The sequence below is a fragment of the Stenotrophomonas sp. 82F1 genome (assembly GCF_056861525.1).
This window is the reverse complement of sequence record NZ_JBSPUD010000020.1, coordinates 76,624-98,086: the sequence shown is the minus strand read 5'-3', so window position 1 is coordinate 98,086 and position 21,463 is coordinate 76,624. Positions and strand designations below refer to the sequence as shown.

The 21,463-nt window shown below is 66.6% G+C and carries 21 protein-coding genes; 18 read left to right on the top strand and 3 right to left on the bottom strand.

Translation table 11 applies throughout. The features are described from left to right. Positions 1 to 179: 179 nt before the first annotated feature. The gene (locus AC13GI_RS17300; RefSeq protein ID WP_482996918.1) at positions 180 to 2,243 is read right to left on the bottom strand and encodes a 3-hydroxyacyl-CoA dehydrogenase NAD-binding domain-containing protein; all 2,064 of its coding nucleotides are present in this window, start codon (positions 2,241 to 2,243) and stop codon (positions 180 to 182) included. A gap of 235 nt (positions 2,244 to 2,478) precedes the next feature. On the opposite strand from AC13GI_RS17300, the gene rpoE reads away from it, so the two are divergent. The 9 genes from rpoE (at position 2,479) to recO (ending at position 11,136) form a co-directional block, all read left to right on the top strand. Further along, on the top strand, positions 2,479 to 3,099 hold the full coding sequence (gene rpoE / locus AC13GI_RS17295) for an RNA polymerase sigma factor RpoE (protein ID WP_025877103.1): 621 nt from the start codon (positions 2,479 to 2,481) through the stop codon (positions 3,097 to 3,099). Beyond that, complete coding sequence (locus AC13GI_RS17290) at positions 3,096 to 3,974, top strand: sigma-E factor negative regulatory protein (RefSeq protein ID WP_482996917.1); 879 nt, start codon at positions 3,096 to 3,098, stop codon at positions 3,972 to 3,974. Before rpoE ends, AC13GI_RS17290 begins: the two co-directional genes overlap by 4 nt. Before the next feature lie 76 nt (positions 3,975 to 4,050). Next, entirely contained in the window at positions 4,051 to 5,589 is a 1,539-nt protein-coding gene (locus AC13GI_RS17285; protein ID WP_482996916.1) for a DegQ family serine endoprotease, read from the top strand. A gap of 185 nt (positions 5,590 to 5,774) precedes the next feature. After that, on the top strand, positions 5,775 to 7,568 hold the full coding sequence (lepA, locus tag AC13GI_RS17280) for a translation elongation factor 4 (RefSeq protein WP_162291979.1): 1,794 nt from the start codon (positions 5,775 to 5,777) through the stop codon (positions 7,566 to 7,568). Positions 7,569 to 7,622: 54 nt separating this feature from the next. Beyond that, a complete protein-coding gene (lepB, locus tag AC13GI_RS17275) occupies positions 7,623 to 8,417 on the top strand; it encodes a signal peptidase I (protein ID WP_059064781.1) in 795 nt (264 codons plus the stop codon). 34 nt (positions 8,418 to 8,451) lie between these two features. Continuing rightward, positions 8,452 to 8,835 carry a DUF4845 domain-containing protein gene (locus AC13GI_RS17270; protein ID WP_025877113.1) on the top strand — a complete coding sequence of 128 codons (384 nt, stop codon included), beginning with the start codon at positions 8,452 to 8,454 and terminating at the stop codon, positions 8,833 to 8,835. Further along, positions 8,825 to 9,505: a ribonuclease III gene (gene rnc / locus AC13GI_RS17265; RefSeq protein WP_099818936.1), complete on the top strand. Its 681-nt coding sequence runs from the start codon at positions 8,825 to 8,827 to the stop codon at positions 9,503 to 9,505. The genes AC13GI_RS17270 and rnc overlap by 11 nt, the downstream gene beginning before the upstream one ends. After that, positions 9,502 to 10,398, top strand: coding sequence for a GTPase Era (gene era / locus AC13GI_RS17260; RefSeq protein WP_025877117.1), 897 nt, complete (start codon positions 9,502 to 9,504; stop codon positions 10,396 to 10,398). The genes rnc and era overlap by 4 nt, the downstream gene beginning before the upstream one ends. Positions 10,399 to 10,416: 18 nt before the next feature. Then, positions 10,417 to 11,136 (top strand): DNA repair protein RecO, encoded by a 720-nt coding sequence (gene recO / locus AC13GI_RS17255; protein WP_099818937.1) that lies wholly within the window; start codon positions 10,417 to 10,419, stop codon positions 11,134 to 11,136. A 1,140-nt stretch (positions 11,137 to 12,276) separates the two neighbouring features. Here recO and AC13GI_RS17250 read toward each other — a convergent pair. Then, positions 12,277 to 12,999 carry an Hpt domain-containing response regulator gene (locus AC13GI_RS17250; protein ID WP_099819109.1) on the bottom strand — a complete coding sequence of 241 codons (723 nt, stop codon included), beginning with the start codon at positions 12,997 to 12,999 and terminating at the stop codon, positions 12,277 to 12,279. Positions 13,000 to 13,127: 128 nt separating this feature from the next. On the opposite strand from AC13GI_RS17250, the gene rlmD reads away from it, so the two are divergent. Further along, a complete protein-coding gene (gene rlmD, locus AC13GI_RS17245) occupies positions 13,128 to 14,462 on the top strand; it encodes a 23S rRNA (uracil(1939)-C(5))-methyltransferase RlmD (protein WP_099818938.1) in 1,335 nt (444 codons plus the stop codon). A 60-nt stretch (positions 14,463 to 14,522) separates the two neighbouring features. On the opposite strand, the gene AC13GI_RS17240 is transcribed toward rlmD, so the two are convergent. Then, a complete protein-coding gene (locus tag AC13GI_RS17240; protein WP_482996915.1) occupies positions 14,523 to 15,143 on the bottom strand; it encodes a hypothetical protein in 621 nt (206 codons plus the stop codon). 93 nt (positions 15,144 to 15,236) lie between these two features. Between AC13GI_RS17240 and AC13GI_RS17235 the strand changes: the two genes are divergently transcribed. The 8 genes from AC13GI_RS17235 to AC13GI_RS17200 all read left to right on the top strand — a co-directional run bounded on the left by AC13GI_RS17235 (position 15,237) and on the right by AC13GI_RS17200 (position 21,452). Continuing rightward, entirely contained in the window at positions 15,237 to 15,722 is a 486-nt protein-coding gene (locus tag AC13GI_RS17235; protein ID WP_099818940.1) for a CYTH domain-containing protein, read from the top strand. Between the two features lie 84 nt (positions 15,723 to 15,806). Beyond that, complete coding sequence (locus AC13GI_RS17230; RefSeq protein WP_482996914.1) at positions 15,807 to 16,514, top strand: DsbA family oxidoreductase; 708 nt, start codon at positions 15,807 to 15,809, stop codon at positions 16,512 to 16,514. A gap of 162 nt (positions 16,515 to 16,676) precedes the next feature. Further along, positions 16,677 to 17,684, top strand: coding sequence for a beta-N-acetylhexosaminidase (gene nagZ, locus AC13GI_RS17225; protein ID WP_099818942.1), 1,008 nt, complete (start codon positions 16,677 to 16,679; stop codon positions 17,682 to 17,684). After that, positions 17,684 to 18,238, top strand: coding sequence for a hypoxanthine-guanine phosphoribosyltransferase (locus AC13GI_RS17220; RefSeq protein WP_025879180.1), 555 nt, complete (start codon positions 17,684 to 17,686; stop codon positions 18,236 to 18,238). The genes nagZ and AC13GI_RS17220 overlap by 1 nt, the downstream gene beginning before the upstream one ends. Positions 18,239 to 18,319: 81 nt before the next feature. Beyond that, positions 18,320 to 19,066 (top strand): S-methyl-5'-thioinosine phosphorylase, encoded by a 747-nt coding sequence (locus AC13GI_RS17215; protein WP_099818943.1) that lies wholly within the window; start codon positions 18,320 to 18,322, stop codon positions 19,064 to 19,066. 88 nt (positions 19,067 to 19,154) lie between these two features. Continuing rightward, entirely contained in the window at positions 19,155 to 19,361 is a 207-nt protein-coding gene (cspE, locus tag AC13GI_RS17210) for a transcription antiterminator/RNA stability regulator CspE (RefSeq protein ID WP_019183439.1), read from the top strand. A gap of 378 nt (positions 19,362 to 19,739) precedes the next feature. Next, positions 19,740 to 21,008, top strand: coding sequence for an FAD-dependent oxidoreductase (locus AC13GI_RS17205; protein ID WP_099819110.1), 1,269 nt, complete (start codon positions 19,740 to 19,742; stop codon positions 21,006 to 21,008). Positions 21,009 to 21,182: 174 nt separating this feature from the next. Further along, entirely contained in the window at positions 21,183 to 21,452 is a 270-nt protein-coding gene (locus AC13GI_RS17200; protein ID WP_099819111.1) for a hypothetical protein, read from the top strand. The last annotated feature ends 11 nt before the right edge of the window (positions 21,453 to 21,463 follow it).

The window sequence follows — 21,463 nt, the reverse complement described above, 5'->3', positions numbered from 1 at the left end:
TGGCAGGACCGTTGGCGCCATGGATGGCGCCATCGAGCCCCCAGGGATGGGTTTACGGCGTGTCCTGCCAACCCACATCGCCCCACCCAACAAACAGAAAAGCCAGAGCCGCTTTGGCTCTGGCTTCTGCTGTAGCTGTTGTTGTTGCCTCTGCGGGTGCCGGGCCGCAGGCCCGGCCGTTAAACCACCGGTTCGCGCAGGACCGGGTTGTCCCAGCCCGGGCGTGGGGCGAAGCGGTCGCCGTGACGCTGCTGCAACGCCTTCAGGCGTTCCACCAGTGCATCGGCACCGACTGCGCGGATGTGCTGGATCGGACCGCCGCGGAACGGTGCGAAACCGGTACCGAAGATCACGCCCGCATCCAGCAGGTCCGCATCGGCCACCACGCCCTCGTGCAGGCACGCCACTGCCTCGTTCAACAGCGGCAGGATCAGGCGATCTTCCAGATCGGCAGGCGCCTGGTAGTCGCGCGCCACGTCCGGCTTCTTGGCCCGGCCGTTCTCCCAGGTGTAGATGCCCTGGCCATCCTTCTTGCCGCGCTTGTCCGGTTCCACCGTCTGCAGCGCCGCAGGAATCTGCAGGCCCAGGAACGGTGCCAGTTCCTTGCCCACGCCAGCGGCCACGTCCAGGCCCACGGTGTCGATCAGTTCGATCGGGCCCATCGGCATGCCGAACTTCACCGCCGCCTTGTCGATCACCGGACCCGGAATGCCTTCGGCATACGCGGTGGCCGCTTCCAGCATGTACGGGAACAGCACGCGGTTGACCAGGAAGCCGGGGGTGCCGGCCACCGGCACCGGGAACTTGCCCAGCGCCTTGCAGAAGGCCGCCAGGCGACGCTCGGTCTCAGCGGCCATGCCGTCGTGATGGATGATCTCCACCAGCGGCATCTGTGCCACCGGATTGAAGTAATGCAGGCCGGCGAACTGCGCGGGACGCTGGATGTGATCGCGCAGCTCCACCAGCGGAATCGACGAGGTGTTGGTGGTCAGCAGCGCGTCGAGCTTCATCTTCGGCTCCAGCGTCTGGTACAGCGCACGCTTGGCTTCCGGGTTCTCGATGATCGCTTCGATCACCAGATCGGCCTGGGCCACGCCGTTGCCTTCCAGGTCCGCACGCAGACGCGCGGCTACGGCCGGGCGCTTGCTCTCGTCACGCACCTTCTTGGAAAACAGTGCCTGCGCGCGTTCCATGGCGGGGTCGATGAAACGCTGCTCGCGGTCCTGCAGGGTCACGTCGAAGCCCTTGTAGGCGGCCCACGCTGCGATGTCACCGCCCATCACGCCGGCACCGACCACGTGCACGTGGCGGATGCCGGAATCTCCACCACCGAGGCCCTTCAGGCGTTCGGTGAGGAAGAAGATGCGGATCAGGTTGCGCGCGGTCGGCGTGCTGGCCAGCTTCACCACCGCGCGCCGTTCGGCATCCAGGCGTGCCTGCACCGGCTTGCCGCCGCTGCGCTGCCAGGTGCTGATCAACGCATACGGTGCCGGGTACTGGTCCTTCTTCGCCTTGCGCGCGACCTGCTTGACCATCTGCGGTGCCAGCAGCTGGCGTGCAAGCCAGGTATTGGTCGCCCACGCCGTCGCGCGCTGCTTGAACGGGCGGGTGGTGCCGGACAAGGCCAGCGCTACCGCGGTATCGAGCACGACCGCCGGTGCCACCACCTTGTCGACCAGGCCGATGCCGCGTGCGGCCGAGGCCGACAACGTGCGTCCGGTCAGCATCATGTCCATCGCCGCGGGTGCGCCGACCAGCTGCGGCAGGCGCGCGCTGCCACCCCAGCCCGGGAAGATGCCCAGCTGGGTTTCCGGCAGGCCGATGCGGGTGGAACTGTCATTGGACGCGACGCGATAGCGGCAGGCCAGGGCCAGCTCGGTGCCGCCGCCCAGGCAATGGCCATGGATGGCGGCCACGGTCGGGCAGGGCAGTTCTGCCAGCTTCTGGTAGGTCGACTGGCCACGACGGATGGCATCGTTGACCGTGCCGCGGCGATCGAATTCCTGGAATTCCTTCAGGTCGGCACCGGCGATGAAGCCTGCCTTCTTGATCGACTGGATCACCACGCCCTTGGGCGGGTCCATGGCGATGCGCTCAAGCAGATCGCCCAGCTCCAGCAGGACATCCTGCGACATTGCGTTGACACTGCTGTCCTGACGATCAAGGGAGAGGACCACCACGCCATCGTCGCGGATCTCGGGGTGCCAGTGGCTGAAGCGGAGACCATCGAAGCTTGAGAGCATGGACGTTCCATCCGGTTGTGTATGGAGAAGGGGGCTATGATCCAGAGGTTGTTTCCCCCGCGTCAAATCCCAATAGCAGGGGTGTGGCGCCCCGGATCGCAGGCCTTGGACCGGAACGTTAACGGAACGGTGGTTAAAAGCTGGTGCGGCGCCAGGTGATCGGCGACTGAACTTTTCCCGGGATTGGCAGTCTCATTGCCCGACGTCGGTTGGGCTGACAGGAGTGCGGCCCCTCATGGCCGATGTTGATACACCACAGGAGCTGGATCTGGAACTGGTCCGGCGCGTGCAGCACGGCGAGAGTGCCGCCTTCGATGTCCTGGTGCGCAAGTACCAGCATCGGGTCGTGGCCCTGGTCGGTCGCTACATCGCCGACTGGAGTGAATGTCAGGACGTGGCCCAGGACACTTTCATCCGTGCCTACCGTGCGATTGGAAGCTTCCGTGGCGACGCCCAGTTCTCAACCTGGTTGCATCGGATCGCCGTGAATACCGCCAAAAATCATCTGGCTTCGCACAATCGCCGCCCGCCGACCGATGACATCGACATCGGAGACGCCGAGCAGTTCGACAGTGGCACACGCCTGCGCGACACCGACACGCCCGAGCGCGAGTTGATGCGCCAGGAGCTGGAACAGACGGTGATGAAGGCCGTCAACGCGCTGCCGGAAGAACTCCGGTCAGCGATCACCCTGCGCGAGGTGGAAGGCCTGAGCTACGAGGAAATCGCGCAGAAGATGGGGTGCCCGATCGGCACCGTGCGTTCCCGGATCTTCCGGGCGCGCGAGGCGATCGACACCGAACTCCGGCCGCTGTTGGACATCGGCAGCGCCACCCGCGAGAAGAGCCGTATATGACCCGCATTCCGAACAACGAATCGCACAACCACCAGTCTCCCGCCGGGCAACGCCTGGACGAACGCCATCGCCAGCAGCTGTCGGCGCTGGTTGACGGCGAGCTGGGGGCAGACGAGGCGCGCTTCCTGGTGCGCCGCATGGAACATGATCCGGAGCTGGCCGGCTGCCAGGAACGCTGGCAGCTGCTGGGTGACGTCATGCGTGGCCAGGCGTCACTGCTGGCACCGGCCGGTTTCAGTGCCGCCGTGGCTGCCGCCATCGCCGCCGAGCCTGCGCCGCTGGCCGAGCCGAAGCGTCAGGCCCGGCGTAGTGGTTGGCGTGCCTGGGGTGGCGGCGCACTGGCGGCTTCGGTTGCTGCCGTGGCGCTGTTCGTCGGCCGCGAAAAACTGCAGGAGGCGCCGCCCGTCGATGTCTCCGCACCGCAGGTGATCGCCAGCCAGGCGCAGTTGCCGACGGCATCCGCGCAGCCTGCGGCTGTCACCGAGGCGTCGGTGGACACCGCCGCGATGGCCGTGGCCAGCGTGCCGGCGGTGGCCATGGCCGCCGCCAGCCGTCGCCAGGACGTGCGCCGCGCCAGCGCCACCCGCAGCCAGCAGGCCGCACGCGTGGCCCAGCGCGATGACACCCCGTTGCGCGCGGTCGCCAGCCAGGCGCCGCTGACCCCGACCGTGCCGGCCGGCAGCGCGCGCAACCTGCCATTTGGCGAGGTCGGCAGCCTGCAGGCGCGGCCGTGGCCGCGCTCCAGCCTGGCGCCCGCCGCCGGTGGCGCCCTCAATGCCAGCTTCCCGGCGGCGCATGCCGGTGGCGCCGCGTTCTATCCGTTCGAGCCGCGCCTGCAGGATGATCTGCCGGCGCCGCAGCGCCCGCGCGACTGAGCCGGGTAACGTCACATGCCCCGCCGCCAGCGGGGCGCTTCTTTCCCTTTCCATCCGACCCGGAGGTTGCCGTCCGATGACTCCCCGACTCCGCACACAGGCCATTGGCCTGTTCGCCCTGACCCTGCCGCTGGTGGCCTGCGCCCAACCGGCGCCGCCGACCGCCCCACCGCAGGCCGCCGCCGCTGCTGCGGCGCCGCGCGCACCGGCGCAACCGCTGGTCAGCGGTCTGCCTGACTTCACCAATCTGGTGGAACAGGTTGGCCCCGGCGTGGTCAACGTCGACACCACCATTGTCCGCAGCAACCGACAGGCACGCGGCGGCATGGGCCCGGGTGATGACGAGATGCCCGAATTCTTCCGCCGCTTCTTCGGCCCGGATTTCCCGATGCCCGGGCAGGGGCCCGGCGGCCAGGACGGCCGGCCCAGCATCAAGGGCCGCGGGATGGGCTCGGGCTTCATCATTTCGCCTGACGGCTACGTGCTGACCAATTACCACGTGGTCGCCGACGCCAGCGAAGTGAAGGTCAAGCTCGGCGATCGTCGCGAGTTCACCGCCAAGGTGGTCGGCAGCGACCAGCAGTACGACGTGGCCCTGCTGAAGATCGACGGCAAGAACCTGCCCACCGTGCGTGTGGGGGATTCCAACAGCCTGAAGCCCGGTCAGTGGGTTGTCGCGATCGGCTCGCCGTTCGGCCTCGACCACTCGGTTACCGCTGGCGTGGTCAGTGCCCTCGGCCGCAACACCGGTGGGCCGGACCAGCGCTATGTACCGTTCATCCAGACCGACGTGGCGATCAACCAGGGCAATTCCGGCGGCCCGCTGCTGAATACCCGGGGTGAAGTGGTCGGCATCAACTCGCAGATTTTCTCGGCATCGGGCGGCTACATGGGCATCAGCTTCGCGATCCCGATCGATCTGGCGATGAGCGCGGTCGAGCAGATCAAGAAGACCGGCAAGGTCACCCGTGGCCAGCTCGGCGCGGTGGTCCAGGAAATCGACGGCCTGAAGGCACAGGCGATGGGACTGCCCGACAGCCGCGGCGCGCTGGTCAACCAGATCGTGCCGGACAGCGCTGCGGCCAAGGCCGGGGTCAAGATCGGTGACGTGATCCGCACGGTGAACGGCGCGCCGGTCAACAGCTGGTCCGATCTGCCGCCACTGATCGGTGCGATGGCGCCGGGCAGCCGGGTCACCCTGGGCGTGATCCGCGACGGCAAGCCGCGTGACCTGAGCGCGACCCTGACGGCCCTGGCCGAGGATGCGCAGGGCAACGCCCGCAGCCCGTCCGCAGGCAATGACACGGCAACCCCTCAGACCGGCGCCAATGCCCTGCTGGGGTTGGAGGTTGCCGACCTGACTGCGCCGCAGCGCAAGCAGCTGGGCCTGGAGACGGGCGAAGGCGTCCGCATCACCGCAGTGAAGGGCGAGGGTGCCCGGGATGCCGGCCTGTCCGGCGGCATGGTGATCCTGCAGGTGGCCAGCACCCCGGTCGGCAGCGTGGAAACCCTGAACCGTGCACTTTCCGGGTACAAGAAGGGTGACGTGGTCATGCTGCTGGTCCGTACCGGCAGCGGCAACAGCGCCTTCGTGGCGGTCAAGGCCGGCCCGTAAGAACAGATGGCCGCCTTCACGGCGGCCCCTGTGGTGTCCCCGAAGCCCCGCCCCGGCGGGGCTTCGGCCATTCCGGGGCTTGCCCGGACAGGCCGACCACGCGGTCACCCTCCGGGCATGCGATAATCGACCGTTACCCTGACGACGCCGCGCGCCGCCGCCACCTCTCTATGTCCTCTGATTCGATGCGGAACATCCGCAACTTCTCCATCATCGCCCACGTCGACCACGGCAAGTCCACGCTGGCCGACCGCATCATCCAGCTCTGTGGCGGCCTCCAGGCCCGCGAGATGGAAGCGCAGGTGCTCGACTCCAACCCGATCGAGCGCGAGCGTGGCATCACCATCAAGGCGCAGTCGGTGTCGCTGCCGTACGTGGCGAAGGACGGCCAGACCTACCATCTGAACTTCATCGACACCCCCGGCCACGTCGACTTCTCCTATGAAGTCAGCCGCTCGCTGGCCGCCTGCGAGGGCGCGCTGCTGGTGGTCGATGCGGCGCAGGGTGTGGAGGCGCAGTCGGTGGCCAACTGCTACACCGCGGTGGAGCAGGGGCTGGAAGTGGTGCCGGTGATCAACAAGATCGACCTGCCCACCGCCGATATCGAGCGCGCCAAGGCCGAGATCGAGGCCGTGATCGGCATCGATGCCAGCGACGCGGTCCCGGTCAGTGCCAAGACCGGCCTGAACGTGGTCGACGTGCTGGAAGCGATCGTGCATCGCATTCCGCCGCCGGTGCCGCGTGATACCGACAAGCTGCAGGCGCTGATCATCGACTCGTGGTTCGACAACTACCTGGGCGTGGTCTCGCTGGTGCGCGTGATGCAGGGCGAGATCAAGGCCGGCGACAAGCTGCAGGTGATGTCCACCGGCCGCAACCACCAGGTCGACAACGTCGGTGTGTTCACCCCCAAGCGCAAGGTGCTGCCGGCACTGCGCGCGGGCGAAGTGGGCTGGGTCACCGCCAGCATCAAGGACGTGCATGGCGCGCCCGTCGGTGACACCCTCACCCTCGCTGCCGACCCGGCGCCGAAGCCGCTGCCGGGCTTCCAGGAAATGCAGCCGCGCGTGTTCGCCGGCCTGTTCCCGGTCGATGCCGAGGATTACCCGGACCTGCGCGAAGCGCTGGACAAGCTGCGCCTGAACGATGCCGCGCTGCGCTTCGAGCCGGAAAGCTCCGAAGCGATGGGCTTTGGTTTCCGCTGCGGCTTCCTCGGCATGCTGCACATGGAAATCGTGCAGGAACGCCTGGAACGCGAATACAACCTGGACCTGATCAGCACCGCGCCGACGGTGGTGTATGAAGTCCTGAAGACCGACGGCACGATCATCAACATGGACAACCCGGCCAAGCTGCCGCCGGTGAACCATGTGCAGGAGATCCGCGAGCCGATCATCCGCGCCAACGTGCTCACCCCCGAGGAGTACATCGGCAACATCATCAAGCTGTGCGAAGAAAAGCGCGGCAGCCAGCTCGGCATCAACTACCTGGGCAGCCAGGTGCAGATCAGCTACGAGCTGCCGATGGCCGAAGTGGTGCTGGACTTCTTCGACAAGCTGAAGTCGGTCAGCCGTGGCTATGCTTCGCTGGACTACCACTTCGTGCGCTTCGATGCCGGTCCGTTCGTGCGCGTGGACGTGCTGATCAATGGCGACAAGGTCGATGCGCTGTCGCTGATCGTGCACCGCAGCCATGCCGATCGTCGTGGTCGCGAGCTGTGCGAGAAGATGAAGGACCTGATCCCGCGCCAGCAGTTCGACGTGGCCATCCAGGCCGCCGTCGGATCGCAGATCATCTCGCGCACCACGGTCAAGGCCATGCGCAAGAACGTTCTGGCCAAGTGCTATGGTGGCGACGTTTCGCGCAAGAAGAAGCTTCTGGAAAAGCAGAAGGAAGGCAAGAAGCGCATGAAGCAGGTCGGCCGCGTGGAAATTCCGCAGGAAGCCTTCCTGGCCGTGCTGCAGATGGACAACAAATAAGCCCCGAAACCGGCCTTCGGGCCGATCGTCCGGTGACGTTGCAAAGGACCCTGAATGAAACTGTTTGAGATCCTCCTGGTCGTGCTGACCCTGGCCTCCGGCCTGATCCTGCTGGCCGACAAGCTGTACCTGGCCAAGCGGCGCGCCCAGCGCGCCGGCCTGCTCGACACCGAGCCGGTGCTGGTGGACTACTCGCGTGCGTTCTTCCCGGTGCTGGCGATCGTGCTGATCGTGCGCAGCTTCATCGCCGAGCCGTACAAGATCCCGTCCAGCTCGATGATGCCGAACCTGCTGATCGGCGATTTCATCCTGGTCAACAAGTTCTCCTATGGCCTGCGCCTGCCGATCACCAATACCCGCTTCGTGCCGGTCGGCGATCCGGCCCGCGGCGACGTGGTGGTGTTCCACTTCCCCGGCCATGGCGACAACGACCCGGCCAAGGGCGAGAACTTCATCAAGCGCGTGATCGGCGTGCCGGGCGACACCATCGTGTTCGAAGGCGACGGCGTGATCCTCAACGGCGAACCGCTGAAGTACGACAACAAGGGCATCTACGCCGGCCATAAGGGCCAGGGCGAGGGCGCCAACCTGTTGGTCGAGCACCTGCCGGGCCGTACCCATACCGTGCTGGAGACCGACTATCCGCGTGGCCAGGGCCAGTGGACCGTGCCGGCCGGCAAGTACCTGGTGATGGGCGACAATCGCGACAACAGCGACGACGGCCGTTTCTGGGGCCTGCTGCCGGAAGAGAACCTGCGCGGCAAGGCATTCCTGATCTGGCTGAACTGCCAGGGCTGGTTCTGCAAGGACGGCTTCGAACCGTCGCGGATCGGCTCGAGCATCAACTGACTTCACATCCACTCGCGTATCTGGGGAGAACGCAATGAAGACGATGAACACGCAGCGCGGCATGACCCTGACCTCGTTCCTGACGGTCCTGATCGTGGTTGGCTTCTTCCTCTACATCGGCATGAAGCTGTTCCCGATGTACCAGGAGTACTACGCGGTGCGCTCGGCGATGAAGAGCCTGGCCAAGGAACCCGGCATCGGCAGCATGGCGCCGGCCAACATCCAGGAGCTGTTCTTCAAGCGGCTGTACATCAACTACTCGGACAACGTGAAGCCGGCCAACGTCAAGTTCGACCGTCGCGACAATGGCTGGACCCTCAAGGTCAACTACGAAGTGCGCCGCCAACTGGTCGGCAACCTGGATGTGGTTGGCAAATTCGATTCTTCCCAGGACCTGACCCGTAGCGGTGCCGAATAAATCTTTCCAACGTGAAGACCTGATCGGTCACGCCTTCCGCGATCCAGGCCTGCTCAAGCAGGCGCTGACCCATCGCAGTGCCGGCGCGCCGCATAACGAGCGGCTGGAGTTCCTTGGCGACAGCATCGTCAACATGATGGTCGCCGAGGCGTTGTACCTGCGCTGGCCCAAGGCGGACGAAGGCGCGATGACCCGCGCCCGCGCCGAGCTGGTGCGCGAGGGTGCACTGGCGGTGATCGCGCGCACCCTGCAGCTGGGTGACCGGCTGACCATGGGGCCCGGCGAGATGAAGTCCGGCGGCCATCGGCGCGACTCGACCCTGGCCGATGCATTCGAGGCCGTGGTCGCGGCGATCTACCTGGATGCCGGCTTTGAAGCCTGCCGGGCGATGGTCCTGCCCTGGTTTGCCGCCTCGATGGAGGCGCTGCCGGCCACCGGGCGACCGGAGAAGGACCCCAAGACGCGCCTGCAGGAATGGCTGCAGGGCCGACAGAAGGCGTTGCCCCAGTACGAACTGGTGTCAGAATCCGGTGACGACCACGCCAAACACTTCCGGGTACGCTGCAACGTAGCCGACCCCGCCGCCAGCACCGAGGGCGAAGGCTCCTCGCGGCGGATTGCCGAACAACAAGCGGCTGCGGCCGTCCTTGAACAACTGGATTCCAAGTGAGCGAACAAACTCCCCATCATTGCGGCAGCGTGGCCGTCATCGGCCGCCCGAACGTGGGCAAATCGACCCTGACCAATGCCCTGGTCGGGGCCAAGGTCAGCATCGTGTCCAACCGGCCGCAGACCACCCGTCACCGCCTGCTGGGCATCGCCACCTACCCGGAAGGGCAGCTGGTGCTGGTCGACACGCCCGGCCTGCACAAGGTGCAGAAGCGTGCGATGAACCGGGTCATGAACCGCGCCGCGCGCGGTTCGCTGGAAGGCGTCGACGCCGGCCTGCTGGTGATCGAAGCCGGACGCTGGGACGAAGAGGACAGCCTGGCCTTCAACGTGCTGCGCGACGCCGGTATCCCGGTGGTGCTGGTGGTCAACAAGATCGACCGCATGAAGGACAAGGGCGCGCTGCTGCCGTTCCTGCAGGAAGTGACCGCCGGCCGTGACTTCTCGTCGGTGCATCCGATTTCTGCGCAGAAGCGCAACGGCCTGGAAGCCCTGGTCCGCGACGTGCTGGCACTGTTGCCGGAAGCCCCGCCGATGTTCGGCGAAGACGAAATCACCGACCGCAGCCAGCGTTTCCTGGCCGGCGAACTGGTGCGTGAACAGCTGATGCGCCAGCTCGGCGAAGAACTGCCGTACGCCACCACGGTGGAGATCGAGCGCTTCACCGAGGACGGCAACCTGCTGCGCATCGGTGCGGTGATCTGGGTCGAGCGCGAAGGCCAGAAGGCGATCGTGATCGGCAAGGGCGGCACCCGCCTGAAGGAGATCGGGGCCAAGTCCCGCCTGCAGATGGAGCGTCTGTTCGGTGCCAAGGTGTTCCTGGAAACCTGGGTGCGCGTGCGTGAGGGCTGGTCCGATGACGAGGCCGCGCTGAAGGCCTTCGGCTACGAATAAGCCGCGACGGTCGCTTCGATGCTGATCGAGGACGACACCGGCTTCGTGCTGCATGCGCGGGCCTATCGCGAGACCAGCCTGCTGGTCGAGGTATTGAGCGCCGAGCACGGCCGTATCGGCCTGCTTGCGCGTGGCGTTTCCACTGCCAAGGGCCAGGTGCTGCGAGCGGCCCTGCAGCCCCTGCAGTGGATCCGCTTCAGCGCGCTGCAGCGTGGCGAACTGGCCCAGCTGCGCGGTGCTGAAGCGCTGGATGTGGCGCCGCGCCTGCTTGGCCAGGCCATGCTGGCCGGGTTCTATCTGAGTGAACTGACCCTGCGGCTGGCGCCACGCCAGGATCCGTTGCCGGAGTTGTACCTGGCCTACGGCGAAGCGCGTGCGCGCTTGGCTGTGGGTGCCGGATTGGCCTGGACCCTGCGTCGTTTCGAGCGCGAGCTGCTGGCAGCGCTGGGCGTGGGCTTCGATCTGGAGACCGCCAGCGATGGCCAGCCGATCGACCCGGCGGCGCGCTATGAACTGGACCCGCAGGAAGGGCCGCAGCGCCTGCTCAGTGAGCGTGGCGGCGAGCGTCGGGCGGCGGCTACCGGCTCGGCGCTGTTGGCGCTGGCAGCCGACGACGAACCCGACGCAGCCGATCTGGCCAGCCTGCGCCTGCCGATGCGGCGGGTGCTGGCTCATCATCTTGGCGCGCGCGGCTTGAAGTCGTGGGAGATGCTGGAGCAGCTGGCGCCCAGACGCTGAGGGGTGTTCGGCACGGCTTGCAGCCCTGCACCTGCCGAATCAACGTCAACGTCAACGGCAAGAGCTGGCTATCCGTGGGTAGGCGGGGTGGGTCCGGTGGCAGGGGACGCCGTAAATACGTCCCTGTAGGCTCGGTCGCCGCATCCATGCGGCTCACGCCCCTGCCACCGGACCCACCCCGCCTTCGACAATTGTCCGCGAGCTGTCGGGATGGCATGGCCTGCTCTTGGTGGGTGTCGACCTTGGGCGACACGTAGATCCACGCCATGCCTGGATGATCTTCGTTCAATTGTCGAAATATTCGATTTAGATGGAGATTCATCCACGCATGGCGTGGATCTACCAGCCATCGGGACACTGTCGAGGCGGCGACCAAGCCCACGTGGATGGGGGCACGGCGTCGACAGTTTTCTGCTGCTGTTGGTAGGTGTCGACCTTCGTCGACACGTAGATCCACGCCATGCGTGGATGCTCTTCGTTCATTGTCGAAATATTCGATTTAGATGGAGATTCATCCACGCATGGCGTGGATCTACCAGCCACCGGGACACTGTCGAGGCGGCGACCAAGCCCGCGTGGATGGGGTCACGGCGTCGACAGTTTTCTGCTGCTGTTGGTAGGTGTCGACCTTCGTCGACACGTAGATCCACGCCATGCGTGGATGCTCTTCGTTCAATTGTCGAAATCTTCGATTTCGTTGGAGATTCATCCACGCATGGCGTGGATCTACCAGCCATCTGGACACTGTCGAGGCGGCGACCACGCCCGCGTGGATGGGGTCACGGCGTCGACAGTTTTCTGCTGCTCTTGGTGGGTGTCGACCTTGGTCGACACGTAGATCCACGCCATGCGTGGATGCTCTTCGTTCAATTGTCGAAATATTCGATTTAGATGGAGATTCATCCACGCATGGCGTGGATCTACCAGCCACCGGGAAACTGTCAGGGGTGGGGCGGCATGGGCTGGCAGGACCGTTGGCGCCATGGATGGCGCCATCGAGCCCCCAGGGACGGGTTTACGGCGTGTCCTGCCAGCCCATGCCGCCCCGCCATCCCGCAGGAAGGCGCTTTCGCTGTTGCCGTTGCTTCGGCTGTTGCTTGAAAGCCCCTGCGGGTGCCGGGCGCAGCCCGGCCGAACCCCTCAGTGCAGCAGGGCCGCTACGGCGGCGCGGAACCCCGCTTGTGCCTGCCCCGATTCGGGCATGTGATGCAGCTGCCGCACCGCACGCGCCAGTCGCGCGGCACCCACGAACCCGCAGCTGGCCTGCAACCGGTGCAACTGGCTGCGCAGCTGGCGCTCGTCGTGCTGGTCCACGGCTTGTTCGACCGCGTCGCGCACCCCCGGCAGTTCGGCCAGGAACAGTTCGCGCAGGGCGATCAGGTGGTTGCGCTGGCCATTGAGCGCGGCCAGGGCGGCGGTTTCGTCCCAGTCCTCCAGCGCCAGCTCGACCGCCGCCGGCGGCACCGTGGAACCGGCAGGGCTGTTGACCAGCGCACGGCGGACCGCCTTCAGCAGCTGGTCGCGGCCCAGCGGCTTGACCAGGGTGTCGCTGAAGCCGGCCTCGCGCAGGCGTGCGTGAATGGCGGCATCGCCGTCGGCGGTGTGCGCCAGCGCCGGGGTGTCCGGGTGCGAGCGGCGCAGCTGGTGCAACAGCTGGGCACCATTGCCATCGGGCAGGTTGACGTCGATCAGCCACAGATCGTGGGCACCGGGCTCGGCGCGCGCCAAGGCGCTGGCCAGTGAGTCGGCGGTGTCCACATCCGCTGGTAACGTTTCCAACGCCGCTTTGAAAAAACCGCGGCTGATGATGTCGTCCTCGACAAGCAGGAAGCGGGGTCGACTGGCCCGCGGGGTCATCTGCATCAGGGCTGCCTCCATGTCAGCTGGGGTCAATCATCAAGCACGGCGGCGGCGGGCGCAAGCGGCCAGCGGCCCCGCCGGTCAGGATCTGCGACAATACCGCCCCACTTTTGCCCGCAGCCTGTTGCCACGTGGCCCGATCCCGCTCCCGCATCGACCGTACTCCCTTCCAGACCGAGATCCTCGACCTCAGCCATGATGGCCGCGGTGTTGCCCGCCGTGAAGGCGAGGGCGGCAAGGTCACCTTCATCAGCGGCGCCCTGCCGGGCGAAGTGGTGATGGCCGAACAGACCGCCCGCAGCCGCCACTTCGATGAGGCGCGCACGGTGCAGGTGCTGCAGGCCTCGCCGCAGCGGGTGACCCCCAAGTGCCCGCATTTCGGAACCTGCGCCGGCTGCGTGCTGCAGCACCTGGATGAAGACCAGCAGATCGTCGCCAAGCAGCGCGTGCTGATGGACAACCTGGAGCGCATCGGCCATGTGAAGCCGGGCACCGTGCTGCCGCCGCTGGTCGGCGACAGCTGGGGCTATCGCCGCAAGGGCCGGTTCTCGGTGCGCCGGGTCGAGAAGAAGGACAAGACCCTGGTCGGCTTCCGTGAACAGGATCCGCGTTTCGTCGCGGACCTGCAGCAGTGCCTGACCGTGATCCCGGAGATCGGCACCAAGGTGGAAGTGCTGTCGACTTTCATCGAATCGCTGGACGGCAAACGCGACATTCCGCAGATCGAATTCATCGCCGGTGACCAGGCGGTGGTACTGACCGTGCGCCACCTGCAGCCGCTGAGTGACGCCGATCGCGCGGCCTGGGCGGCCTTTGGCCAGCAGCAGGGCTTTGTCATCTACCTGCAGTCGGGCGGCGTGGACACCGTGCAGCCGCTGGACGGGCAGGGCGTGGCGCTGTCGTTCCGGCTGGCGCCGTGGGATGTCGAACTGGCGTTCCGTCCGCTGGATTTCATCCAGGTCAATGCCAAGCTCAACGAGAAGATGATCGCCCACGCGCTGGACCTGCTTGAGCCGGGTGCCGACGAGCGCGTGCTGGACCTGTTCTGTGGCCTGGGCAACTTCACCCTGCCGCTGGCGCGCAAGGTGCGTGAAGTGGTGGGTGTGGAAGGCGATGCCGGGCTGGTGGCGCGTGCGCGCGAGAACGCCGAGCGCAACGGACTGGCCAACGCGCAGTTCTACAGCGCCGACCTGACCCAGGACCAGCGCAGCACGCCGTGGATGCGCCAGGGCTTCGACAAGCTGCTGCTGGATCCGCCGCGTTCCGGCGCCATCGAAGTGCTGCAGCAGCTGCCGTTGAAGCAGTTCAAGCGCATCGTCTATGTCAGCTGCCATCCGGGCTCGCTGGCCCGCGATGCCGGCTACCTGGTCAACGAACAGGGCTTCACCCTGGTCAGCGCCGGTGCGATGGACATGTTCCCGCATACCGCGCACGTGGAAAGCATCGCGGTGTTCGAAAAGCGTTGATGCCTGCGGCGCCGGGGTCTACCCGGCGCCTGCCTTGCTGCCTGCACGCGGGCAACGCGCTCAGTCGGCCGGGGCGTTCTGCCACTGACCATCCACGCGCACGAAGGCCATCGACTGCTCGCCGTGCTCGTTGCCGTCGCCGGCGCGCACCGTGCATTCGATGACGGCCCTGTCGCTGGCGACGTCGCAGTTCCTCACGTCCTGCACCTGCAGGGTGCCGGCCGCCTGCGCGTAGCGCGTGCGCAGGGCGGGGTCGGCCTGCTGCTGCGCCTGTGCGGCGATCCGTTCCCGCAGCAGGGCCTGCACCCGATCCTTCGGCGGCGCCGGAACCGGGACATCGCGCTGGTCAGGCAGGGTCCACACGCCGACCACCAGGGCCAGCCGCAGCAGCTGCGGTCGCGAATTGATGCCTGCACTGGCGGTGGCGATGCAGTCGACCGCATCGCCGGCCTCGGCGGGTGCGCAGCTGTCCAGGGCCTGCAGGCGGGGCCGGAAGGTCTCGGCGACCAGGCGGCTGCTGTCGCTGGCGGGGCGATCGGCAATGGCCTGATCGAACATCCGGTCCATCGCGGCCTGTGCCTGCTGCAGCGATGGCATCGCCGTTGATGCGGCACCTGCGACAGCGCACGGCAGCAGTGCCGACAGGGCAAGACAGCGACGAAGACGACGGGAAAGTGCCATGGGCGCCCCTTCCTTGGTTGGGGGCTGCGCAGTGTAGTCGTGCCTGCCGCCGCGCTGATAGGCAGCATCTGGCGTGAGCCGCATACTGTGCCCATGGGCATTGAAATCGAACGCAAATTCCTCGTCACCCATGATGGGTGGCGCACCGCCGCGCACCGGGTCATCCCGATGGCGCAGGGCTATATCAACGATCTGGGCGCGCTCGACCGCGGCACCCAGAACGCCTCGGTGCGGGTCCGCATCGAAGGCGAGAAGGCCGCGCTGAACCTGAAGTCGCGAACGCTGGGCCATACCCGGCAGGAGTTCGACTACCCGATCCCGGTGCAGGATGCGCGCGACCTGCTGGCGCTGTGCGTCGGCGGCCTGATCGACAAGCGCCGGCATCTGGTCGCGTACGCCGGCCTGACCTGGGAAGTGGACGAGTTCCTGGGTGACAACGCCGGCCTGGTGGTCGCCGAAGTTGAACTCGACAGCGCTGACCAGGCCATCGACCTGCCGGACTGGGTCGGCGCCGAAGTCACCGACGACGCGCGCTACTACAACGTGGCGCTGGCCAACAATCCCTATTCACAGTGGTGAAATCCTGAAGCGGCGCGAACGGAATAGCGACTTGATTCCCTCCGTCCCCCTTTTTTCGGCGCGAGCAGGCCACATGTCGCAGGGATGAGAATCGACATCTACTCCGACGTGGTCTGCCCCTGGTGCTGGATCGGCAAGCATCGCTTCCAGCAGGGTGTGCAGTTGCTGGGCGCCGACGCGCCCGAACTCGAGATCCACTGGCAGCCGTTCCAGCTCGATCCGGATGCGGACGCCACCCCGGTGCCGCTGCGCGAGGCCTATGTGCGCAAGTTCGGTGGCGCTGAGCGCACCGAGCAGATTCTTGGCCAGACCCAGACCACCGCGCGGGCCGAGGGCCTGCCGATGGACTTCAGCCAGGGCCAGGTGCGGGTAACCACGCTGCCGGCGCATCGCCTGCTGTGGCTGGCGGGCCAGCACGGCGTGCAGGAGGCGGTCGGCGAGGCGCTGTTCCGCGCCCACTTCGAGCATGGACAGAATCTGGCCGACCCGGCAGTGCTGGTCGAGGCTGGCGCTGCGGGTGGCCTGGCTGCAGACGAGATCCAGCAGATGCTGGCCGGCGATCGTGGCCTGGCCGAAGTGGAAGCGGGCCTGGCGCAGGCCCATGCGCTGGGTATCTCCTCGGTGCCCACCTTCGTCATCGACGGTCGCTGGGCTGTATCCGGCGCCCAGCCGCCGGAAGCCTTCGCCAACGCGCTGCGCCAGATTGCCGCCGAGCAGGCGGCAGGGCAGGGCGCGCAGGGTGCCGCGGATGGCAGCGACGACGCCTGCGGCGCGGACGGCTGCAAGGTCTGACCGGACCGCAACAGGGGACGGGGGGGATCAAGTCGTATTCGGCACCAGTGGGCCGATTGCGCGTTAATCCCCTCCGTCCCCTTTTTTGACCACTGCGCCTGTTGGCCGGTTCTGCGACAATGCGGCACTGCGCCATGCGGGCGCCCGTTGTGGAGATCGACCATGCTGCTGATCGGCGTTGCCGGTACTGAACTGACCGCCCAGGAACGTGACTGGCTGCAGCACGATGCTGTGGCCGGGGTGGTGCTGTTCAAGCGCAACTTCGCTTCGCGGCAGCAGGTGACCGAACTGTCGGCGGCGATCCGCGCTGCCGCTCCGCGTCCGCAGTTGATCTGCGTGGACCAGGAAGGGGGGCGCGTGCAGCGCTTCCGCGAGGGCTTCAGCGAGCTGCCGCCGCTGCAGGACATTGGTGTCCAGTACGCCAGGGATCCCGACGCTGCGCTGGCACTTGCCGAGCAGCACGCCTGGCTGATGGCCAGTGAAGTGCGTGCCAGCGGTGTGGACCTGAGCTTCGCGCCGGTGGTCGACCTTGGCCGTGGCAATCGCGCCATCGGCAACCGTGCCTTCAGTGCAGACCCGCAGGTCGTGGCCGCGTTCACCGCCGCCTATGTGCGTGGCATGCACGCGGTCGGCATGGCCGCGACCCTCAAGCATTTCCCCGGCCATGGCACCGTGCTGGAAGACACCCATGTGGATACCGCGATCGATCCGCGCGCGCTGGACGAACTGCGCGCACAGGATCTGGTCCCGTTCGCGGCCGGTATCGCCGCCGGCGCCGATGCGGTGATGATGGCGCACGTGATCTATCCGCAGGTTGCGCCGGAACCGGCTGGCTACTCGCCGCGCTGGATCCAGCAGATCCTGCGTGACGAACTCGGCTTCCGCGGCGTGGTGTTCTCCGATGACATCGGCATGGCCGCCTCGCACAGCGCCGGTGGCGTGCCGGCGCGCGTGCACGCGCACCTGGATGCCGGCTGCGACGTGGTGCTGGTCTGCCACCCGGAACTGGTCGATGAAGCCCTGCACGCGGTGCAGGGACGCTCCCTCAATACCGCTGCGCTGCTGGGCCTGCTCGGCCGCGGCGCGCTTGGCTGGGATGGCCTGCTGGCCGATGCCCGCCATGGCGACACCCAATCCCGTCTGCTTCAAACCCTTGGAAGAACCGTCTGATGCCGAACCTCACCATTTCCCAGGCCCTGGCCCAAGCCGACCTGCTGGTCGATCGTCCCACCATCGACAAGGCCATTGCCGGCATCGCCGACGCCATTGCGCGCGATTACCAGGGCGAGGTGCCGCTGTTCCTGTCGATCATGCATGGTGCGCTGCCGTTCGCAGGCCAGCTGGCACTGGAACTTGGCGCGCGTGGCCAGGACGTGCAGTTCGATTACCTGCACGCCACCCGTTACCGCGGCGAGACCACCGGCGGTGACCTGGTGTGGAAGCACAAGCCGGCCACCGCGCTGTTCGGCCGTCGCGTGCTGCTGGTCGACGACATCCTCGACGAGGGTTACACCCTGCAGGGCGTGCGCACCTGGTGCCTGGAGCAGGGCGCGACCGACGTGCGCATTGCCGCGATGACCGTGAAGAAGCACGACCGCGCGCTGCCGGACGTCACCGCCGACTACGCCGGCATCGAGCTGCCGGACCGCTACGTGTTCGGTTTCGGCATGGACGTCAACGAAACCCTGCGCTGCGTGCCGGCCATCTACGCGATGAAGGAATAACAACGCGGCCGCCTGCGGCCTGCGTTTCCTGCCGCCGGCATCCTCGGGTGCCGGCGTTCTTTTTTCTCTGGAGTGCTTTTCATGCAACAGATCGCCCTGGCCGTGATTGGCGGCACCGGTGTCTACAACCTGGCCAAGCTTGACGACGTGCAGACCCACGAAGTCTCGACCCGTTTCGGACAGCCGTCCGGCCCGGTGCGGGTCGGGACATTGCTCGGTCATCGCGTGGCTTTCCTGGCGCGCCACGGTGAAGGTCATTCGCTGCCGCCGCACAAGATCAACTACCGCGCCAACCTGGCCGCGCTGCAGCAGATCGGCGCGCAACGGGTATTGGCTCTGAATACCGTGGGTGGCATCGGTGACGACTTCGGACCGCGTGTGCTGGCCTGTCCGGATCAGGTAATCGATTACACCTGGGGCCGGATCAGCACGATCTGCGAGGAAGAGGGCACCGACGTGGTGCACGTCGACTTTGGCCATCCGTACACGCCGATGCTGCGCAGCAAGATCCTGGCGGCAGCGAAGGTAACCGGTGTGAAGGTCCACGACGGCGGTTGCTATGGCGCGACGCAGGGCCCGCGACTGGAAACCATCGCTGAAATCGCGCGCATGCGCCGCGATGGCTGCGACCTGGTGGGCATGACCGGCATGCCCGAAGCGGCGCTGGCACGCGAGCTGGGGCTGGATTATGCCTGCCTGGCGATCGTTGCCAACTGGGCCGCCGGGTGCGGTGACGGCGAGGAAATCACCATGGCCGAAGTACTGGCCAATGTGCAGGCCGCCAGCAACGGACTTCCGGAACTGGTCGGCGAATTGGCGCGGGGGTGATTGTCTTCGCGTAACAAGCTTTGCATACTCAGCTTGTGCGCGGGTTCAGCGTACACCACCCATTCATTGCATAAGGTCACGCATCACCATGCCGAACGGTACCGTCAAGTGGTTCAACGACGCCAAGGGATTTGGCTTCATCTCGCCGGAGGACGGCAGCGCCGACGTCTTCGCGCACTTCTCCGCGATCAACTCCAAGGGCTTCCGCAGTCTGCAGGAAGGCCAGAAGGTCACCTACGACGTGACCCAGGGCCCGAAGGGCGCCCAGGCCTCGAACATCGTTCCGGCCGAGTGATCCACTCGATAGTGCGTTGAAAACCCCGCTTCGGCGGGGTTTTTTTTCGGGCCGTGAAGATGCCCTTGCTGCGGGAGCGCCTGTCCTTGCGTGCGAATGTCCCCCGGCGCTGGCCTGCGGCCATCGCCTCCTCCTTTACTTCGCACGCAAGGACAGGCGCTCCCGTTGCGGAATCGCGCGCGCGCCAACAGAGGCCATGAAAGCTGAGCGCCGCCACCACTGCCGGCTCTCCTGCGAAGTAAAGGAGGAGGCAGCCGCGCAGAGGCTGCCGGGGGACATTCGCAGGAGAGCCGGCAGTGGTGGCGGAGCCCGATGCAAATCTGCTCGGAAGAGGAGGCGGTCGATGTACCACCCCTGCGCCGATGGCACAATGCGGGCATGACGGAACGACTGCGCATCGCCGTAATTGGATACGGCACCGCTGGCCAGGCCTTGGCCATCCTGCTCACCCGTGATGGCCACGAGGTGGAGATCTTCGAACGCGTGCCGACGCCAGGGCCGGTGGGCGCAGGGTTCCTGCTGCAACCCAGCGGACTGCAGGTGCTGTGGCAGATGGGCCTGCTCGATGCCGTGCGCAGCTACGCCATGCCGGTGCGCCGGCTGTATGGCGACACGCCGTGCGAGCGCGCGGTGATGGACATGGGCTATGACGGCCTGGATGCGCGCCTGCACGGTCTAGGCATGCAGCGCGGGGCGTTGTTCTCGGTGCTGGACAAAGCGCGTGAAGGCGCCGGCGAACTGCATGTGGGTACGACCATCGTCGAGGTCGACCACCAGCAGGGGCGGCTGCGCGACAGCGACGGCCGCACGCATGGACCGTTCGATCTGGTGGTTGCCGCCGACGGCGCTGCGTCCACGCTGCGCAACGGCATCGACGGTGGCGCGGCACTGGATCGGGTGTACCCGTGGGGCGCGCTGTGGTGCCTGTTGCCGGCCGAAGACTGGCCGCACATGCAGCAGCTGCGGCAGCGCTACGTCGCCGCGCGCAAGATGATCGGCCTGCTGCCGGTGGGTACCCGACCGGGTGACGATACGCCTCGCCTGAGCTTCTTCTGGAGCCTGCCGCGTGCGGATTTCGAGCGTTGGCAGGGCGACGGCATGGCGCCCTGGCTGGAAGAACTGCATGCGCTGTGGCCACAGGCAGGCGCGCGCTTCGCCCATCTGCAGGACGCCGGGCAACTGGCGCGCGCGGTGTACCGCGATGCAGTAATGAAGCGTTGGCACCAGGGCCGGCTGGTACTGGTCGGTGATGCGGCGCATGCGATGAGCCCGCAGCTGGGGCAGGGCGTGAACATGGCGCTGCTGGATGCGCTGGCACTGCGCGATGCGTTGCGCACCCACGGTGCAGGCGAACCTGCATTGCAGGCTTACCAAGCGCAACGGCGTGCGCACGTGGCGGTCTATCAGCGCTGGAGTCGCTGGCTGACGCCGCTGTTCCAGTCCGATCGCGATGCGTGGGCAAAAGCCCGCGACGTGCTGCTGGGGCCGATGGGACGACTGCCTGGCGGGCGCGGGCACATGCTGCGCGTGCTCAGCGGTACCCAGCACGGGTGGCTGGGCGCGTTGCCGCTCGATCCGGCATTCATCGAAGCGCTCGCCGCTGCGCCCATGCCGGTACAGGGCGTGGCGATGCCCGCCACTGCGTGAAGCCATTCATCGGCTTAACGATTACCTCACCCCGTATATGCGACAAGAGATGAGCACGCGACAGCCGCGTCGCCCGCTTTCCTTTTCGTGATCGATCATCGCGTGGCCCGGGTGGCGCCGCCGTCGCTGCCTGCTGCGGCCCGGATGCGCCGCACGATGCACGAGGAGGACGCCATGTTGTTCGCGGTCGAGAAGCTGGAATCGGAAATCTGCAAGCTGCGCGGTCTGCTGCGGATGCTGCACGAGGACCAGCCCGACGTACTGGAAGATGTGTTCGAGTTCCATGTCGGCAGTTTGATCAGCCACGCATCACCGGAAAACCACGACCATATCCGCGCCTGCGCCCACGAGATGCTGGTGGCGATACAGGCATTGCCGCGCCACGCCGACGAGGAAGCGCCGGATTTCAGCCTGATGCCCGGGATCGTCGCGCGCCCGTCGTAATGCAGGGCAGG